Here is a 17,297-nt window from a genome sequence, read left to right on the forward strand (position 1 = left end):
TTGTAAGAAGCAAGTGGACAGATTTTGCCCACTTGCTCTTTTTCTTTTATAGATCAATGCCAAGGCACTTTTTGTTGATCTGTTTGATCATTTCTTGAATTACACCCGAAGCATCCACGATTTTCTCAAGTTTTCCTGGATGAGTTGTTTGCCCCTTCAGATCGTCTACTTCTTTTTTAAGGCTCTTTAGAGCTTTAATTGCTTTACTTCCCTCTACAGGATCGTCTTCTTTGGCTAACGCATTTTGGGAGATTTCCTTTGCTTCTGCCAAACGCTCATCAAGCTTGCCTGTAATCGGATCTCCGTACTGTCTCAGTACTTCTTCTACAGCTAACTTTTGTTCTATCTCATCCCATAAGACGTTAGATAGAATTGGCAAATCGTCTTCATCAACAGAACCTCTGCCTTCTAAAACGGCATTGGCCTTTAGAATAGAAAGAGCATTGACAAAGCGACGATCACTAGGCACAATCTCTTTTTCACGTAAAGACTTGCGAATTTTAAGCAAGGTATCAAGTATATGTTGTGGGACCCCTACTTGATCCGCTGCCTGTTGCAAAAGCATAAGCTCTTCTAAGGAAAGTGGTATTGGTTTATTTAGACCTTTCCCTGATTGCGCTAGCATTGCTGTAAAAGAATCATCTTCGGAGATGTACGAAAGTTCGTATCGAAGATGAAATCTATCGAATAGAGCTGCAAGATTTTCACCGTCTTCTGCGTACTCATTACTTGCTCCAAACACACTTACCAGTGGTGTTTTTGTTGGAGAACCATTGTTGTAAAACAGTCTTTCGCTCATCAACGTAAGTAGAGCATTTAATATAGCGCTACTACCTTTGAAGCATTCATCTAAGAAAGCAAAGTGCGCTTCGGGCAGTTTACCAGTCGTTACACGCTTGTATGTGTCCTGCTCTAATGCCCGTAAAGAAACGGGACCAAATACTTCTTCAGGTGTCGTAAACTTTGTTAAAAGCCACTGAAAGTAGCTTCCACCTGAAATATTCTGAGAAATGGATGAAATTAGATCACTTTTTGCAGTACCCGGCGGTCCCACCATAAGCATGTTTTTTCTTGCAACCATGGCAACAAAAGCACCATGGATCACTTCTTGTCGCTCGACGAAACGGTTACTTAAGTAGGCTTGGATATGGCCTATCCTTTTTAGGGCTACTTCTGCATTAACACTACCTGACTGCGGTGCAACAAGTGGACGCTGCTTGACGGAAGTTTGTATCTCTGATGGCTTACTTTCAAAAAGGTCATCGAGATTGCCGTTAAAATCAAGAAAGTTGTTTTGAAACATAGAGAGCCTCGCATCAAACAAAATGCGAAGCTTCACCTCCCCTTTTGTTTGATGACTTAAGCTGCGCCCTCTATGGCCGCTTTTTCAGCTAACTGCTGGGTCTGGACTTTTAAGCTAGACAAGTATGTTTGCAAACCTTCCATTTCACCGGAAAGAAGGATTTCGTACTCCTTAAAGCTCTTTATGTTCTCTTTGGCAGACTTTAAGAGCTTATTAAGCTCACCTTTTGAAATATCAGGATTTTTCAAGCCTTTCGCCATTTCCCGTAATGCTTGCTCTAAACGCTCTCGCAAACCATCTCGGATCATGTCACGAGAATCTTCCATATCAACGACAGGAATGATTTGTGCTTTTGATTCATCCAGTGCGCTGATTAATTTTTTCAATCCTTGTGTCGTTTGTTCATGAGCTTCAGGTACAAAGTATAATCCTGGCCTGATCTGAACAGCATTGACGCTTTTTAGAACCTGATTTACAAGTTCACGCACGTTTCGGGCTGTAACGTAAGTTAAGTAATACTCAAAGCTTTTTCTCGCTTCTCCTATCACCTGAACGACAGCCGACTCCGATGAAGTAGAATGAGCTACAAAATCTTCATCTTCTCTCGAAAACTTCAAGATGGCTTCTCCAGGTTTATACCGTAGCTCCCCTTGCTTTTTATCAACCTTTTCCACGACAAGAGAACGGATGATTTGTTCTTTGTCCGCTACTACATCACGAACAAGAATGTTAAGATGTTCATCACTATCTTTTTTGTTCTGCTCAGCCGTTAAAGATTGTCCGATTCTTTCAAGCTCTGTCGTAGCACAACGAAAGGCATCGGCTGCACTTCTTTGACGCGGCATAAAGTCTTCTGATACGCCAGATTTAATTAGCAGTTTTCTTAGTTCTAACCGCTTTAAGGCTGCTTGTTCTGACACAGCAAATGCAATTAAGTCGCCAAGACGATTCGTAGCTTCGCCCTTACCAACAGCGGCTAGGTTTTCTATTTTTGACATGATAACCTCCTTGCACTGAAAGCTCGACGATCACCGAAGTGATCTGTCGTACACTTCAGTGATCGCCCTTTCTTAGCCCCGACGACAAGGGTTGTTTTAAACAAAAAAGCCAGTCTTCTGATCGGTTTTGCCGAATAACAGAATGACTGGCTTTTTGCCCTATAAAGGGTATTTTTTATTGGAGCTTCTTTTCGCTAAAAAGGCAGATCTTTATCATCGCCTGGATAGCTGATTTCTTGACCGTATGCATTACTCTGCTGACGTTGTTGCACTGGTCGTCCTTGCTGATAGGAGGACTGATTTTGATGCCCCTGTCCTGTTTCAGAGCGTTCCAAGAAACGAACATTTTCAGCGATAACTCTAGCAGCTGAACGCTTTTGTCCTGATTGTTGGTCCTGCCATGTGTCTATTTGTAGGCGACCTTCAATGGCTACCAATCTACCTTTTGATAAGTACTGACTGCAAACTTGAGCTTGATTGCCAAAAGTGACAATGCTAATCCAGTCTGTCACTTTTTCAGCACCTGCTTGTCTCTGTACTTGCCCTTGAGGGCGGTCTACGGCAACGCTAAAGCTACATACTTGCGTGCCACTTTGTGCCTGCTTAAGCTCAGGATCTTGCCCAAGCCGGCCGATGAGGATTACACGATTTAGCATGAGTACTTCCCCTTTCTTTTCGTTAATCTTCCAAATGAAGATTCGTTTAAAACAAAAAAAGCCATTGTCGGTGTGTTTTTGGGCACACCAATCCAATGGCTTTTTGTTTCAAAAATTGGGCATGTGGAAATAGATCCACTACCTTTTTCTCATGCGTAAGCACATGAGTTAATCAATACGCGATGGCACCCTCACGTTGGGTACTCCAGAAATCTGCATAAATACATGCAAACCATTTCTACCTGGAGCATCTGCATCTGGAATCAGCTTACTAAGCAGTCCCTTTGCAGTTCGCTCTTACGAAAGGTAAGAACTTAAAAAGAAATATTCTTAACTATTTTAACATAATTTTTTAGCTTATTCAAAGAATAATCTATTCACGAATATTTTTTCTTACTATGTTTTGAAATGAACCTATCCGTTTTTTTATAATACTTCTTTACTCGCAAGATTTACCATCTCCAAGTGACATATAATACAAGAAAAAATAAAAATAAATATTTTTCCATATTAAATCTTGAATTATAGGAAGTATTTTGTCAAAATAAGAAAAACAACAAGGTATTCGTCGACTAAGGAGTGTGTTTGGATGAGAGATATTGTCGACAATAATTTAAGAGTTTTATCTGAAATACATGAAGATATTTGGAGAAATGAATTAGAAACAGACTTTTCTGCTGTAAGTACAATTGCATCCATTGAAGAAATTATAAAAGTACTTAACTCATTAGCAAATCAAGTACGTACAATAGTACTAAACCGAAATGAAGTTGCTACGATGAATGATTTTGATATTTATAACGATATAACTGAACTTCCCGAAAATTTGATAAATGACATAAAAGTAATTAAGATATTAAAAGAGTTTGTAGGCAATCAAAAAAGAGAAGTAATACTTAATTGTACAAAACCTTCTTTAGAAGCAGCGGGATTTTGGAATATAATTGAAACCTTTGCTCAACATAAAAGAGCTTTGTCTTGTTTATTGATTTTTCCACAGATCTCTACAGAAGTATTGAAGCAATGTTTGTTCCTTAGTAGCTATGACAGGTTTACATATCACGAATACATACTTATACCTGATTTCGAAGGTGTTACAGATTTACGTGAGAGAGCAAGACTCGAACAAGTTCAGCATGTAGGAATTCAAAACCCTCAGTTTACTGTTAGCCTTGTCAATCAAATTGTTAACCAATACGAACGTGAAAAAAGGACACGAATGCTTAGTAATTGTAGGAATATATTAAACCATGATAATGAAATAATTATTTTTATTTTAAGAGAGTCGCAAAGAAGTGGTCTTAGGACAATAGAAGAATTTGTGGTTGGTATGAACGCAGATTGGATAGTCCTTAGTTTTTCACGTGATTTACGTTCTTTAAGGGTAAGAGCTGTCAATTCAGTAAAGCCAGAGGTTTACGAAACATATGCAATTAAACTATTTAAGTTATGTCAAAACTTGAATATAACTACGTTAGACGAAGTGATGGTAATGGAATTGATGTAGTTAATGAATTTATAGCATCCATTTGTGGAAACAGAATAGCTCATGTTGAACTTGAAGAGTTAGAGTTATCAAACTGCCCTTTTCCTGGAAGACCAAACATCACTATTAGAAGAACATCAATAAATGTTACTCTTACTCAAACATTGGATGCAAATTTCAATGGTTTCTTTCTTCACTCCCTATTACCGGAGTGTGATGTTAGTAAAATGAAGTTTAAATACGAGACATTAAATAATAAGCACTTATTTACATTAAAATTTAAGAGATATGATATGCAAATATATATTCATATTAGTGGAACTGGTGGAGGGATAAGGAAAAGACAAAGTTTAATTCAATATCTAAGAGATATAGCTAATATCACAATACTTGAAAAAACAGAGGGATGATTATGTTACTATTAATTGGAACAAGATTTCAAGCTGAAGCCGTTCCTGAAGATATAACGAAACTTACTAGTTTTGGCTTTATAACTCTATCTGAATATTTATTATCAAATTGTAATGGTCGAGAGAGTGTAAACATTGCCAACAGAATTGAAGGCTGTGGAGAATTAATATCGATAACTAATAGAAAAACAGAAGAGCTTATTCAATGTTCTAATTGTGAAGCAGAATATACGTATGAAGAAATAAAAGTAAACGCTCAGCGTATAAAAGAAATTAAAGAAATAAAATACAATAAAATAATTGATTACATTCTCGAAAAAGTAAAAAATACAAATGTTGAAATCGAAGAGATAGCACGCAGGACAGGTAATTATATTTTTAGAATAAATGAAAAAAGTTTTTTTGTTGTTTTTAATTTTCCTAATTGTAATTTGGAGACATTACTCTTAAATAGAGCGAAGAATCAATTTATTATCCTTATAAATTTTTCTGAAAAGATTCCCTCTATACCTGGAGAAGTTATTGTATTCTCTGGTTATGAAATATTAGAAGATGGCTTTGAATCGTTTAAGCATATTTTAAGAGATTTGCCTACCTGTTCGGAATTAATAGAAAAAGTAAGGCTAGTCCCTTCAATTGAAACAAAAATAATTGAATTGGGGAAAAAAATAGAGTGGCAATTTTTCGAAAACGAAATATCTAATTTTATAATGCATGAGATTAAATCCAGAAGTGAACAGAGATACCTTTATTGGTTATTATTAAACCATCATCCGGAGTTAAAACATATATTGGTAAATGCAGGGGGTGCTGGTAAAGCAGATAAATTACCAATTATATTAAGCGAATATTTATCAGACATGCTTAGGGAACCAGCTACTATGGATGCTAAGCTTTATTCTACGACTAAAGTAACTAATACTACTATGGAAAAAGTAACTCATCACATGCTTTTAAGTGATTCCAAAACAACTAGAGTAATAATTTTTACAACAACAAACGATGTGACTTGTTGGGAAGATGTTTTTTCAGCTAAAAGAAAATACGGATATTTCAAACTGCTAATTTTGACTGCAAGGATTCTGTCTGAAATATCAGTTCATCTTGAGTTTCATACTGAACTTATTGAGAAAATGCAATCTCGTATACCCCATTCAAAAACAAGTGGTTGAGTCTGGGAGTAGGAGACCTCCCACGCATAAAATTCAATGCAAACACAAAAAGAGCTAGGACTTCCGAGTGAAGTTCTAGCTCTTTGGTTTATGTTAAATCTATCAAATATTGTCCCGCCGTGGTACGCATTGTAAAGAGGCATGGCGGGTTCTGTTAATAGCAGTTTATAGTGAATCTACGAGAAGTTCAATCAATCCATATTTGCATTGATTGGCTCTTCCTTGGAAAGAAGATAAATCAGATACTGATTAAATATAACCAAGCTCTTTTAGACTGGAATACTTATTGTCTCCAATGACAATGTGATCAAGCACTTCGATTCCAAGTAGTTTTCCACTATCAACAAGGCGCCTCGTCATTTCTCTATCTTCTTTAGACGGTGAAGGATCGCCGCTAGGATGATTATGAACTACAACGACTGCCGCAGCACTTTTCCGAATAAGCACCTTAAACAGCTCTCTTGGATGAACGATTGTAGCATTTAAGGAACCCACCGAAATGTCTGTTATATCTAAAACATGATTTTTCGTATTCAAGGCAATGGCTCTGAAAACTTCTTTGTCGAGAAACTTCATTTCATTCATCACAAGTTTGGCTACATCTTCTGGACTCTGAATGAGCGTTCGTTTTTGACTTGTCGCAGAGTTTACTCTACATGCAAGCTCAATGGTAGCTTCAAGTCTAGCCAGTTCAAGAGGCGTTAGCTTTGGCAGTGGTAAATATGTTTCTGCCTGTCTTGCGTCATATCTACCACGATCTTCTAAGAACACAGCTTGCGTCAAGCTTCTTAAACCGTCAGCATTGTTTAATAGTTGATCAGCTCTGCTAACTCTGTCACCGTTTCTTTTATCTAGAAGCACTGCGATTAACTCCCGATTCGAAAGGTTTTTAATGCCTTCTTGGTTAAGCTTTTTTACTGGATCTGAATAAGAAGGCAAAACTTGCAGTTCTTCTTGTAGAGTTGTCAGTTGCTTATCTTTCATATAGGTTCCCCTACCATAAAAAAGCAGGGGAGGGGGCTTTGTATGCCCCCTCCTACTTTAACAATGGAGGGGACACCCCCTTTCACTTTAAAATTTTAGTGCAACCTTAGCCAGCTTGGGCTACATTTTCAATCTGCTGTATCATGTAGGCTATCTCTTGGGCTTTTTCATTTTGAAGACCCTGCCAAGCGACGGCCGACATGAGAGCATCCCAGAAAGTTTCATCATATTTACCTGATTCAGAGCACCTATAGGCTACTCTGACATTCTCAAGTGCTTCTTGTGGTGCCTCGGCACCCTTTAAGAAAACACCGAAGTCTTTCACAAGCGAAGAAACTGTAGGCTGTTCTGGTACAGCTTTTTCATCTTCAGCTAGAATCTCTACTGTCTCTTTCACCGTATTCACGGTAGATTCTAGCCCAACTGTTTCGACTTTCTTTATAGACCATGTTGGTGGGGAAGGCTTTTCGGTGTAGCATCCTTCAAGGTCAATTTTTCTTTCTAACTTTTTAGCCGCTGTAGAGGACAAGGTAATATACTCTAGAGGATTTAGCCCTCGCTCTTGGCAACGCTCAATAACTTTTTTTACATCGAATTGCCGTTGCGCAGCTTTTTCAAACTTACCCATTGCCTGATCACCAACTAACAAAGGACCGTGCTTCTCTGTCCAGATTTTCAACACATTTTCGATCTGTTTAACCTTGCCTTGCAAGGCTAAAAGACGAGAAGCATATTTTTCGGCCATCTCTGAAGTTAATAATTCAGGACTTGTCGGTAATTCTGCCAAATCTTCTATGCTGTCCTCTACAGGGGGGTTATAATCTCCACTTGTAGCTGGACATTGTTGAGCATACCCACAGTAAGCACAAACATGACCAGGATTGCAGGTAAAACCTTCTTCACCTTTTCGTAAGGCTTTATCGATTTGTTTCACCTGTTGGTTTATCCAAAGTTCTATCTCAATGAGATTTTTTTCGCTATAGTGGTATTCGTCTTTCTCGTTTAAACGCACCCACTCATAGCGAACCAAAACATCATGAATGCCTCCAAAGCTTTTGACTACTAAGAAAGCGTAGATAGCCAATTGCTTCGTTACTGCACGATTGCGACCTGTTTTTAGATCTACGATTTTTGCTGGCATTCCAGGAAAAAGTGGCATAAACAGCGCATCCATCTGCCCCGATACTGTATGCCTACCAACAGGAATCTGTAGACGTATTTCAGGAATGACTTGGTAGTCAAAACCACCTTCGCCATACACGCTGATAAACTTTTTAGCTAAACCTGCTATCTCAATCACGTTTTCTATGTTCAAAGTATCAGGAAATTTTTTTATTTCATCTTCAGCAGCTTTTTTAAAGCCCGGGAAGTTTTTCCCTTCTTTGTACCAACGCTCAGCCACAGTATGGATTGCTGTTCCAATATCAGCGGCTGCGCTTGGTACTTTTAACCCAAGGATGTTCTCCGCAAAGAAACGTCGTGGGCAGTCTTCGAAAGTAAGCAAGCTAGTTACCCGAACATTCATATTATTCGAACGACTTCCACAAAAAGTCGTCCTTTTACACCTCCTACAAGGTATTTTAAATCCTCCCAAGTGTGGGAGCATTTTGTTTTAATCTATTGACTTAAGAGAGATTGCACTTGAACCATACGCATTCAGTACATCATCAATCCCTTTGCCGTTTTCCTTATGCCAGATCGCAGTATGGACTGATAAGCCTTTTTGATATAAAGCATTAGCAAGATTTTTACAGTGTTTGGCTACAACTTGCGCTGTCTTTCCACTGTCTTGATCATAGGCAATCACAACATGCTTTGCTTTTATGTGCTCTGCTAAGTCAGGAATCAGACGCCAATTGCCGACACCGGGAACAGACACAAAGTTTTGCTTCAATGCCAAACTGGATCGATCTGCTTTTATTTCACCTTCTGTAATCCAGAGTGTATCTGAATGAAGAAATCTAACAGTGTGAAGTAAAGCACCCGGTGAAGAACCACCTGAAAGAGCACTTCCATTTTTATCACGCAAGGATGTATACCAAGCATAAACTCGCTCACCATTAACTGCGGAAATCCGTAAGCGTAAGCCATAAATCTTTCCGTTCACATTGCGAACCGGAATTAACAAGGCATTGTGGGTTTTGCAAGCCCATTGACCATTTTTTGTCTGATAGAAACCAGGTATTCCGGTGAAAGACGAAATGCCCGTTACCTTGGTAATCTGCTTCGTCAATGCGATTCCATCTTGATAACGCATTTGTGAGTAACCAAAAGAAGCTATCTCTTCTTCTGTAAAACCTCGACGTAACAGGTTTTCTTTTTGTTGATCTCCCAAGCTAAACAGTGAGAGTAAAGCTTTGTAGACTTTATCTCTCATAACTACGGGAGCAAGTTTTGGATCTTGACGAACCTCCGGCGTTTTTAGAACCGAAAGCATGATTCTTTCAGACTTCATGCCTAAGATTTCTTTTGCTTTCTCTACAGCCTGCGGAAAGTTTAGCTGAAGAGCCATCATCAGTAACGTGAACACGTCACCACTGGCTCCACACTTTTCACATTGCCACAGATCGGCACCATCACGGGCAGCGGGGGCGTGTTCCATGAAGTGGCATGATTGCATTTTCCCATCGGACCCGTGTACTGGGCACTTCATAAACCAATGACTACCTACTTTTTTCACTGGGATTCCCAAGTGAGCACAAACTGATAAAATACGAAGACCAGCACGTATGCTGGCCTTCTCATCCATAGAGTTACGATAGGTTTTTACTAACACCTATAGCACCTCCTAGTATTCTTCTGGTAGTAACACTGTTGTAGCAGAACGATCCGCTTCGGTGATAATCCAGAATTTTTTTCCTTTGCTGTCTCGATAGGAAGAAACTAACCTTCCTGCATGCAACAAGGATTCATTGTTTAGCTCCCAATCTTCAGAGCAAATGTCACCCCAGTCACCGCTATGATGACGCAAGAGGGCGATTTGTATATCTTGAGCCTCGATAGTGTCCATGACACCAGGGGTAGCGTAAACCTGCCCCAGAGGAAACAAGACAAGCGGGAATGAAGAAACCATGTTTCTCTTCCTCCTATTGGTTCACCAATTGCTCTTTGGATAAAAAAATGCTATATTAAAAGATAGCTATTTTTCTTTGCGCAAAAGGAATTGGTGACTTTTTATACATGCTTTTTGACTAGGTTTTTCCTAGTCTTTTTTCTTTTTAAGCAGTAACAACGACAAGAGAACCATTGTTTTCTTGGCGAGCTTGAAACTCGACTTCTTGTCCTTGTTTCCAAGCAGCTACGATGGGCGCTGTTCCATCGATTCCATAGACGTTTATGTTTTGACCATTCATAGTCACGATTGAACGAGCTACTTTGCGTCCATTGTTTTCAACGGGTCCTTGCCCATTTTGAGATACTGTACCTACAAAAGTGGGTTGGCTTTGTTGTGCTTTCATTTGCGAAATCGCTCTTAATTCTTGCTCCGTTGTTGGTTGCTGCAATTGACCACCTTCAACAACATCTAACCGTGGCTTTTCTTTCTTTTCAACTTCTTCAATAGCTACATGCACTTCTTCAGCACTGGCAATGCCACTACCAAGTAGAACATAGCCTAAGAAGCCCAATGCACGACCGATAACGCTTGTTTCAGCATTTTCAAAAGGATTTGTTGAATCCACACCGCCACCACCGACACCAAGCTTTGCTGTGGCCGTGACGCTTCCATGGATTTCTGAGTCAATTGTTACTCTTGCAAGTTTTAATTGGCTATCAAACTGAACTGGATGAATTGTAAGTTTGCAGCCTTTTTCTTTATGTTCGTGTCTTGCCCAAGCTACACGTGCCTCTACGGTTAAGTAAGGCTTGCTAACGCTTAGATAAGTGCCTTTGTCACTCGACCATAACCCTAAACTTTGAGCGACTTGATCAATAAAAATTTGTTGGTTGGCCATCTTTTGATTACGCTCAATGGCAACAATACCACCGTGTAACCACTCTGGAATTGCAGCCTTTGCCGAAGCAAACTCTTCACTTTCTTTGACCTTGATTGCCCTGGCTTTTTCGATAAGCCAACCTTGTGTCTGTTGCCCTTGGCCTCTTTGCTGGTTTGCTTGCACATCCATCATCCTTTCTTTTTTTGACTAAAACAAAAACCGCTTGCATGATTGATAGTAGAAATCAATTCGCACAAAGCGGTTTTGTTTCAATCTATGGTTTTCGTCGCTCTCCGAAAAACTGGAGAACATTTTAAACAAAAAAAGCCGTTGTGAAGTGCTTTTTGGGCACACTTCGACAACGGCTTTTTGTTTACTAAATCTGGTATGTGGTAAAACCACTACCTTTTTATGCAAGGATAGAACCCCTGCATAGACATCAATACGCGATGGCACCCTCACGTTGGGTATCCCGGAAGTTTGTAGAGTACAAACCATTTCAGTCCGAGACATCTGCATCTGGAATCACTCTTTAACAAAGTGTCCCTTTGCAGTTCGCTTGAACTTTGGCTCAAACTTAAGTAGAAACTACATTTTCATTGTAGCACAATTAATAGTTATACTCAAGAAATTTTAGGGTATTACAGTAGTCTGCCTTGTATATTTTTAAGAGAAAATTATGGGATTATACGACGAAATCCGCCATAAAGGCGACACTTTAAACGAAAGCCTCAAAACCTAAAATCCGTATTCTACTAACTCCCATTCATCACTATATCCGATACTAAGATGGCAGTTGATATTGCCTTTTTTGTCTTTAAAACACTTAACAATTTTACTGTATTTACTTAGTTCTCCTTTTATCTGAGCAATTGCAGCTTTATATGCTGACTTCTTCTCAACATTTCTTCCCCAACCAACTATAATTAGCTGAGAATTATTTAGAGCTTCTTTAATGTAATGCATATTGGGTTGCTCAAATTCATCTTTTCTGTTAATAAGGATGCTTGGGTCTTTTGATCTAAAGGAAAACAAGTTAACTATTTCAACAATGCCATATCCGCTGTAAATTAAATGATTGGTTAAATTCATAACTGTCTTATCCATTATTAGCTCTGTAGCATCACTGGGATTAATACCTATAAATGTTGCCCTTGGTTTATTCTCATCCCAAATCCTAGTTAGTGAGTATCTGTATTTTTCATCATCAGAATAAACAGCTATGTTTTTGATTGTGCCTTCTTTCCTTTTCAACTTATCTCCCCCAGTACATCTCAACTTCCTGATTTCTAAAGAAGACTCACTATGGAACGAGATGTAGCGAACTTGCTCTATTGAGCGACGATAAAAAAGTAACAGCCCTATTGGTTGGACTTATTGAAAAGTACATATTAAAAAAAATTACTAGATTAATAATATAATACAACCCTTATCTAATCTAGTAATTTGAAGTTTAAGTTTACAACCAATTCTTCAAGAGAGACTGTTGTTTGGCTAGTAAAATCTTTTAAGTCTTTCCATAACGCCCATCCACTATCAACGTTGTTAATATAACATATTGGATTACCATAGTCATCATTATCTATGTAACTTAAAAATCCATATCTTTCTAACATTTCATAATGCTTTGTCATTTCAATAACGTTTATGCCTGTAACCTGTTCTATTTCATGAAGAACTACCTTTAAACCATACATATTTTCTGTTGAGCGTTTTATCATTATGCAGAAAATCTGTCTTGTTGATTTTGGTAATTTTTTTAATTTTTCTGCCCAAAAATTGACCTCTTCCGAACATTCCTTTAGCTCAGAATTACTATTTCTCCAGCCCAATGTCTTATTAATTTTTTTACAGCAACTAGATAAGGTTATATCTGATAAGGTGGTTAAATCAGTTATTGAACTTTGTAACTTTGAAGCTATATCGGAAAACTTCTTTTCGTGTGATTCCTTCATATCTTTTAATCTATTAACAGGAAATTCATCAACTTTGTCGGTAATTTTATGATGCTCGTAACACATTAACATTAGATTATCAAAGCTACGACGTTCTTCATTTGTATGCTTTTCGTTAAATCTAGGTCCTCCTGGCATCGCGGCTTCTATATGACATACTTGGCCAACAAACACGCCTCCGGAGTTAATCATTACTTTTGTGCAACCTGGATAAGCACACTGATTACCAGATTTTAAGTATAGTTCTCTGAGTACTTCAATGGTTGGGGTTAATCTTTTAGATTTTTCTTTAGCCATTTAATCATCCTCTCAAATATTGTAAATAGATTAGATATACTTTTGTGTTTAGTTCTTTATCGTCGTTGACCAAGGTTAGTGTCTCGCATTAATTGCCTGTATTAAAACTGATATTATTTATTTACCCATATTCTGCTGACTATTTAACGTCAATCCCGCTTCCCTTGACCAAGACCAAGCCAGGGCTAGATGTTGAAGATTAGTCTGTGCATAAAATTACATTCCCAATTTATCATTAAACAGAAGTTCAATTATTCCATCATCATTATCTTTTTATATGTCTCACCCTTTCCAAAATAAACATATATTGCTAAATATAATTCTGAAAAGATTATTATGTATTATTGCTCTATCGACTCATTAATAAATTTTTGAAGAAACACAAAGAAAACCGCAGTAAATACTACATTAATAATGTAACTGATGAACATTTCTGTCTGAACAATTATTTTTATGATCTCACCTTTTGGTATAATATCCCCATAAGCAGAAGAGAAATAAGTACTAACACTAAAATAGAGACAATCGAATTTATTAATTACTTCATTACTTCCTGAATAAGCCAAATAGTTATTTTTACTTAACTGAAAGTAATAATCAGTATATGCATAATATATTGATGAGTATGATGCAATAACAGTTACAACTATTAGTAAAAACGATACTATAAGTATTATAACTCTATAATTTTTGAGATAAATGTATTTATCAAGAAAATTCAAATGCAGTCCAATATGAATAGCATTTATACACAATAGGATCAGTAATGTCAACATTAGAAACAATGAAAACAAAGTGTGAACCTGATTGTCTATTTTTAAGGAAGTTGATACTCCTAGAATAGAAAAACAAAGGATTCCAAAAGTAATTAATGAAACAACCATTCTTGTTGAAAACAGATAATTAAAAAACAACCATAAAACAGTTAATCCGACACATATAATAAGTATTTTTTCATTTATAGGTATACCTGTTATTTCTAACTTATTTAATATATTTATTGAAATATATATTAAAGTAGCTAGCGTACATAGATTTGCTATCTTTTTCTGAACTTGCATATACTTTTCCAATTAAATGCCCCCACACCAGTTACTTGTTTTGAAATTTATAACATTGTTTTATTATACATACTTGCATTTAGTTTCTTAAATATAATTATAATAGCAACTTATTCCACGTAATGTCAACCATTTGTGTAATCAATAGGACTTTTTTAAACACTCCTCTTCAATGATCTTAAAAAACAAAACACAGAGAACAAACATACTCATTTGTAATATCTAACCATAATAGTTGCTTAAAAACAGCCCCACAAAAATCCCCGTACTCTCTACAAAACTAACCACCTACGACCTCCAGCATACAGATTGGAATAGTAAACAAAGTTCGTTTAAAACTATATTAGAAGTTGTGGGCACTCAACAATCCAGACTGCACCCCAGTCATTTGCGTTAAAGAGATCGTAAAGGTTTTGAATTTTTATATTGAACTACTGATTAAAGTAGCATCTATTAAGATGAGCACATTCAAGTCCAGTGGCTCTAAGAACTCTTTAGCTTCTTCCAGCATATCTTCATCTGGAGCAATAAAAAGAATCTTCTTATCCCCCGCCCAACGTAACTCAAAAGCAAGATTGTATATCTCCATAGGATAATTCCGAGCCACAACAACATAATGCTCTTCGTTATCCATCGAAAACGAAGCCGTAAAAGGATTAGCATTTCTCGTTATCCAACTACAATGCTCCCTAACTGCTTCAGGCAATCTCACATAAATCATGTTACCTGTCATAATCTTTAAGGCTTGCAGCTCAGGCACCGCAGACGTACTGTTGGCACTATAAAAAGCAACTGACAAAGGATCACCTGTCCTAAGCCAGTTTTTCTTTATCTGATTCTTTTTTGCAAGTCTTTTCAAGCGACTTTTAGCGTTTTCAAGGTTCCCTTGCCAAAATAACTGAGCAATCTGCCAAGCTGTTAGATAATGCGTAGTTTCTAGGGTTTTAATTAGCTTTTTATCTCTATCGGTAAGATCAAAAGGGGGAGGGTCAATATTGACTCTCCCCCAGCTTATAGATTCAACTCTCTGTATCATTTGCTACTCCTTTTTTGCCACAAGGCATTCTTCCCTTTTCCTAAACATTCAATTTCACCAGCATGACTCATCTTATTTAATACTCTTTGAATTGTTGGTCTGCTGATATCAGGGCAACGTTCTAAAAGGTCCGCGATTCTAAACTTACTTTCCATCGTACTGATTACTTCTCTAACGTGCTTTTCCTTCCAACCTCGCTCCTGTCGAACCGTACCGACACGCTCTTCAAAGCGTTGATATGCTTTTAGAATCATATTGAGAAAATAAGTGAGCCAAGGAATAATGTCATGTTTTCCTTCGTGCCATCCTTGAGAAGACTTTTCCAAGGTCTCATAATATGATTCTTTTGTTTCTTCGATTATTTTTTCAAGGCTTATATATTTACCAAGTTGATAGCCACTCTGATACATTAGCAAAAGTGTCAATAGACGTGCCATTCGGCCGTTTCCATCTGCAAAAGGATGAATGCTAAGAAAATCTAATACAAAAGCTCCAATAAGCAATAATTCATCGACATTGCCCACATTTTTGGCTTCCTGAAATCTCATCAGTAACTCGCCAATTGCTTCCGGTGTCCTCCAAGCTGGAACTGGAACAAATCTTATTCTTTCTTGACCACTAGGCAAAGACTCTTTAATGACATTGTCACTTGCTTTCCACCGTCCACCACTTCCCGTTGCATAGGACATTAAGTCACGATGCATTTGTAGCATTAGACTCGGAGATAAAGCCATGTAAGATGCCGAAACATGAATGGTATTAAGTACATCACGATAGCCTGCTACTTCTGCTTCAGAACGGTTCATAGGGCTTGTTTTGTCTTTTGTTAACAAAGCAAGCCTTTTTTTTGCTACTTCAATGCCTTCTAAACGGTTTGAAGACTCCACGCTTTGTATTACGGCAACCTCTTTCAGTTGCCGTAATACTTCTGGAGCTTGCTTTTCAAAAAGTGCTTCTTTGCCTTTGAATTCACGTATTTCTCCAATCAAACGGATCATGACATTGGGCCAAGCTGCATTATCTAAATAGTTATCACGAAAAGACATCATATCAAAAACCACCTCATGATATATATCATAACCACATATATGATATATATCAACAAGGTTTTGTGAACTAAAAACGCTTTCCCGTGATGTTTGCTGTTATGACGGCTCTAATCCTTTTGCTTTCAGCATTGATACCTTGTATTTGAAGAATCACTTTATCGCCTACATCGATACGAATAAACTTAGGATGATTCACTCTTGAATATACGCCTGTTTCCAATGTCACGAAAAAGCCTGATTCGGAGTTTCCCGTAACTACACCTATGTACATGCCACCGAGCTTATACTTAGAGGGCACTGTTTGCCAGGGATCAGCTAGTAACGGCTTTAAGCTAACAGTAACTTCTTTCTTTTCCTTGTCCAGCCCAGTAATTGCTACAGTGACTGTATCACCAGCTTGATACTTTTCTCGTAAGTCTTCAATATAGCCGTGGCTAGCATTTTCAGCCTTTAGAATCGTGTAAACTCCACCTAAATCAACCATACCATATTTACGACCTACTCTTCTAAAAACAGCATCACGTGTTTTTCCTACTTCTAACTCTTTCCATGTGAGGTTCGCAATTTGTTGAAGGGCTTCCTGCCTTGACGCAACAACAAGGTTTATGTCTCTATCGACTGCTTTTACCTTGAATGCGACTTGTTTCCCAAGCAAGAAACGTAGCCTCTCTTCGTTGCTTACGCCACTTGCTGATAAGGGAATAATCACTCGTACATCTGTATCAAGAAAAACAATAAGACAAGGTTGTTCTTCAATGCCTACAACCTTGCCTTTTTCATCTCTGACGGGAGCTTCTAAGTGTTCCAGTCCTGTTGCTAATCCTTGCATAACCAGGCCGTTTTGTTGCGCTCGATAAATCTCTGGCCAGATTGATTCTTGTTGTTTTCGATCTTGTTCGTAACCTTCAGGACGAAGTGATGAAACTATGTTACTCATTATAACAACCCTCCACTA

17 protein-coding genes are annotated in these 17,297 nt (G+C 37.8%); 3 read left to right on the plus strand and 14 right to left on the minus strand.

Translation table 11 applies throughout. The features are described from left to right. Positions 1–46 precede the first annotated feature (46 nt). The 3 genes from FTV88_RS02955 to FTV88_RS02965 all read right to left on the minus strand — a co-directional run bounded on the left by FTV88_RS02955 (position 47) and on the right by FTV88_RS02965 (position 2,957). Entirely contained in the window at positions 47–1,303 is a 1,257-nt protein-coding gene (locus FTV88_RS02955; RefSeq protein ID WP_162007871.1) for an AAA family ATPase, read from the minus strand. 56 nt (positions 1,304–1,359) lie between these two features. Next, entirely contained in the window at positions 1,360–2,301 is a 942-nt protein-coding gene (locus tag FTV88_RS02960; RefSeq protein ID WP_153724334.1) for a DUF6744 family protein, read from the minus strand. Between the two features lie 194 nt (positions 2,302–2,495). Continuing rightward, positions 2,496–2,957 (minus strand): single-stranded DNA-binding protein, encoded by a 462-nt coding sequence (locus tag FTV88_RS02965; protein WP_153724335.1) that lies wholly within the window; start codon positions 2,955–2,957, stop codon positions 2,496–2,498. A 589-nt stretch (positions 2,958–3,546) separates the two neighbouring features. Between FTV88_RS02965 and FTV88_RS02970 the strand changes: the two genes are divergently transcribed. The 3 genes from FTV88_RS02970 to FTV88_RS02980 are packed head-to-tail and all read left to right on the plus strand — an operon-like array spanning position 3,547 to position 6,025. Further along, complete coding sequence (locus FTV88_RS02970) at positions 3,547–4,464, plus strand: hypothetical protein (protein ID WP_153724336.1); 918 nt, start codon at positions 3,547–3,549, stop codon at positions 4,462–4,464. After that, positions 4,407–4,853 (plus strand): hypothetical protein, encoded by a 447-nt coding sequence (locus FTV88_RS02975; protein WP_153724337.1) that lies wholly within the window; start codon positions 4,407–4,409, stop codon positions 4,851–4,853. The genes FTV88_RS02970 and FTV88_RS02975 overlap by 58 nt, the downstream gene beginning before the upstream one ends. A 2-nt stretch (positions 4,854–4,855) precedes the next feature. After that, positions 4,856–6,025 (plus strand): hypothetical protein, encoded by a 1,170-nt coding sequence (locus FTV88_RS02980; RefSeq protein ID WP_153724338.1) that lies wholly within the window; start codon positions 4,856–4,858, stop codon positions 6,023–6,025. A gap of 249 nt (positions 6,026–6,274) precedes the next feature. Here FTV88_RS02980 and radC read toward each other — a convergent pair whose 3' ends face one another. The 11 genes from radC to FTV88_RS03035 form a co-directional block, all read right to left on the minus strand. Then, positions 6,275–7,009, minus strand: coding sequence for a RadC family protein (radC, locus tag FTV88_RS02985; protein WP_151620507.1), 735 nt, complete (start codon positions 7,007–7,009; stop codon positions 6,275–6,277). A gap of 106 nt (positions 7,010–7,115) precedes the next feature. After that, positions 7,116–8,534 (minus strand): RecB family exonuclease, encoded by a 1,419-nt coding sequence (locus FTV88_RS02990; protein ID WP_162007872.1) that lies wholly within the window; start codon positions 8,532–8,534, stop codon positions 7,116–7,118. 87 nt (positions 8,535–8,621) lie between these two features. Next, the gene (locus tag FTV88_RS02995) at positions 8,622–9,785 is read right to left on the minus strand and encodes a DUF3854 domain-containing protein (RefSeq protein ID WP_153724340.1); all 1,164 of its coding nucleotides are present in this window, start codon (positions 9,783–9,785) and stop codon (positions 8,622–8,624) included. Between the two features lie 12 nt (positions 9,786–9,797). After that, positions 9,798–10,082 carry a hypothetical protein gene (locus FTV88_RS03000; RefSeq protein WP_153724341.1) on the minus strand — a complete coding sequence of 95 codons (285 nt, stop codon included), beginning with the start codon at positions 10,080–10,082 and terminating at the stop codon, positions 9,798–9,800. A 145-nt stretch (positions 10,083–10,227) separates the two neighbouring features. Next, entirely contained in the window at positions 10,228–11,127 is a 900-nt protein-coding gene (locus FTV88_RS03005; RefSeq protein ID WP_153724342.1) for a hypothetical protein, read from the minus strand. Positions 11,128–11,682: 555 nt separating this feature from the next. Beyond that, entirely contained in the window at positions 11,683–12,198 is a 516-nt protein-coding gene (locus FTV88_RS03010; protein ID WP_162007873.1) for a DUF1643 domain-containing protein, read from the minus strand. A 179-nt stretch (positions 12,199–12,377) separates the two neighbouring features. Next, complete coding sequence (locus FTV88_RS03015; protein WP_153724344.1) at positions 12,378–13,196, minus strand: hypothetical protein; 819 nt, start codon at positions 13,194–13,196, stop codon at positions 12,378–12,380. A gap of 341 nt (positions 13,197–13,537) precedes the next feature. Further along, positions 13,538–14,269 carry an ion channel gene (locus FTV88_RS03020; protein WP_153724345.1) on the minus strand — a complete coding sequence of 244 codons (732 nt, stop codon included), beginning with the start codon at positions 14,267–14,269 and terminating at the stop codon, positions 13,538–13,540. A gap of 409 nt (positions 14,270–14,678) precedes the next feature. Next, the gene (locus tag FTV88_RS03025; RefSeq protein WP_153724346.1) at positions 14,679–15,293 is read right to left on the minus strand and encodes a hypothetical protein; all 615 of its coding nucleotides are present in this window, start codon (positions 15,291–15,293) and stop codon (positions 14,679–14,681) included. Beyond that, on the minus strand, positions 15,290–16,342 hold the full coding sequence (locus FTV88_RS03030) for a Fic family protein (RefSeq protein WP_153724347.1): 1,053 nt from the start codon (positions 16,340–16,342) through the stop codon (positions 15,290–15,292). Before FTV88_RS03030 ends, FTV88_RS03025 begins: the two co-directional genes overlap by 4 nt. A gap of 67 nt (positions 16,343–16,409) precedes the next feature. Further along, the gene (locus FTV88_RS03035; protein WP_153724348.1) at positions 16,410–17,279 is read right to left on the minus strand and encodes a hypothetical protein; all 870 of its coding nucleotides are present in this window, start codon (positions 17,277–17,279) and stop codon (positions 16,410–16,412) included. Between the last annotated feature and the right edge of the window lie 18 nt (positions 17,280–17,297).

This window comes from Heliorestis convoluta (assembly GCF_009649955.1).
GTDB classification, from domain to species: Bacteria; Bacillota; Desulfitobacteriia; order Heliobacteriales; family Heliobacteriaceae; genus Heliorestis; species Heliorestis convoluta.

Coding starts and splice junctions, on each gene's coding strand:
- FTV88_RS02975 (WP_153724337.1), top strand. CDS start 4,407: ATGTCAAAACTTGAATATAACTACGTTAGACGAAGTGATGGTAATGGA.
- FTV88_RS03015 (WP_153724344.1), bottom strand. CDS start 13,196: ATGGCTAAAGAAAAATCTAAAAGATTAACCCCAACCATTGAAGTACTC.
- FTV88_RS03000 (WP_153724341.1), bottom strand. CDS start 10,082: ATGGTTTCTTCATTCCCGCTTGTCTTGTTTCCTCTGGGGCAGGTTTAC.
- FTV88_RS03025 (WP_153724346.1), bottom strand. CDS start 15,293: ATGATACAGAGAGTTGAATCTATAAGCTGGGGGAGAGTCAATATTGAC.
- radC (WP_151620507.1), bottom strand. CDS start 7,009: ATGAAAGATAAGCAACTGACAACTCTACAAGAAGAACTGCAAGTTTTG.
- FTV88_RS02990 (WP_162007872.1), bottom strand. CDS start 8,534: ATGAATGTTCGGGTAACTAGCTTGCTTACTTTCGAAGACTGCCCACGA.
- FTV88_RS03035 (WP_153724348.1), bottom strand. CDS start 17,279: ATGAGTAACATAGTTTCATCACTTCGTCCTGAAGGTTACGAACAAGAT.
- FTV88_RS02980 (WP_153724338.1), top strand. CDS start 4,856: ATGTTACTATTAATTGGAACAAGATTTCAAGCTGAAGCCGTTCCTGAA.
- FTV88_RS02955 (WP_162007871.1), bottom strand. CDS start 1,303: ATGTTTCAAAACAACTTTCTTGATTTTAACGGCAATCTCGATGACCTT.
- FTV88_RS02970 (WP_153724336.1), top strand. CDS start 3,547: ATGAGAGATATTGTCGACAATAATTTAAGAGTTTTATCTGAAATACAT.
- FTV88_RS03030 (WP_153724347.1), bottom strand. CDS start 16,342: ATGATGTCTTTTCGTGATAACTATTTAGATAATGCAGCTTGGCCCAAT.
- FTV88_RS02965 (WP_153724335.1), bottom strand. CDS start 2,957: ATGCTAAATCGTGTAATCCTCATCGGCCGGCTTGGGCAAGATCCTGAG.
- FTV88_RS02960 (WP_153724334.1), bottom strand. CDS start 2,301: ATGTCAAAAATAGAAAACCTAGCCGCTGTTGGTAAGGGCGAAGCTACG.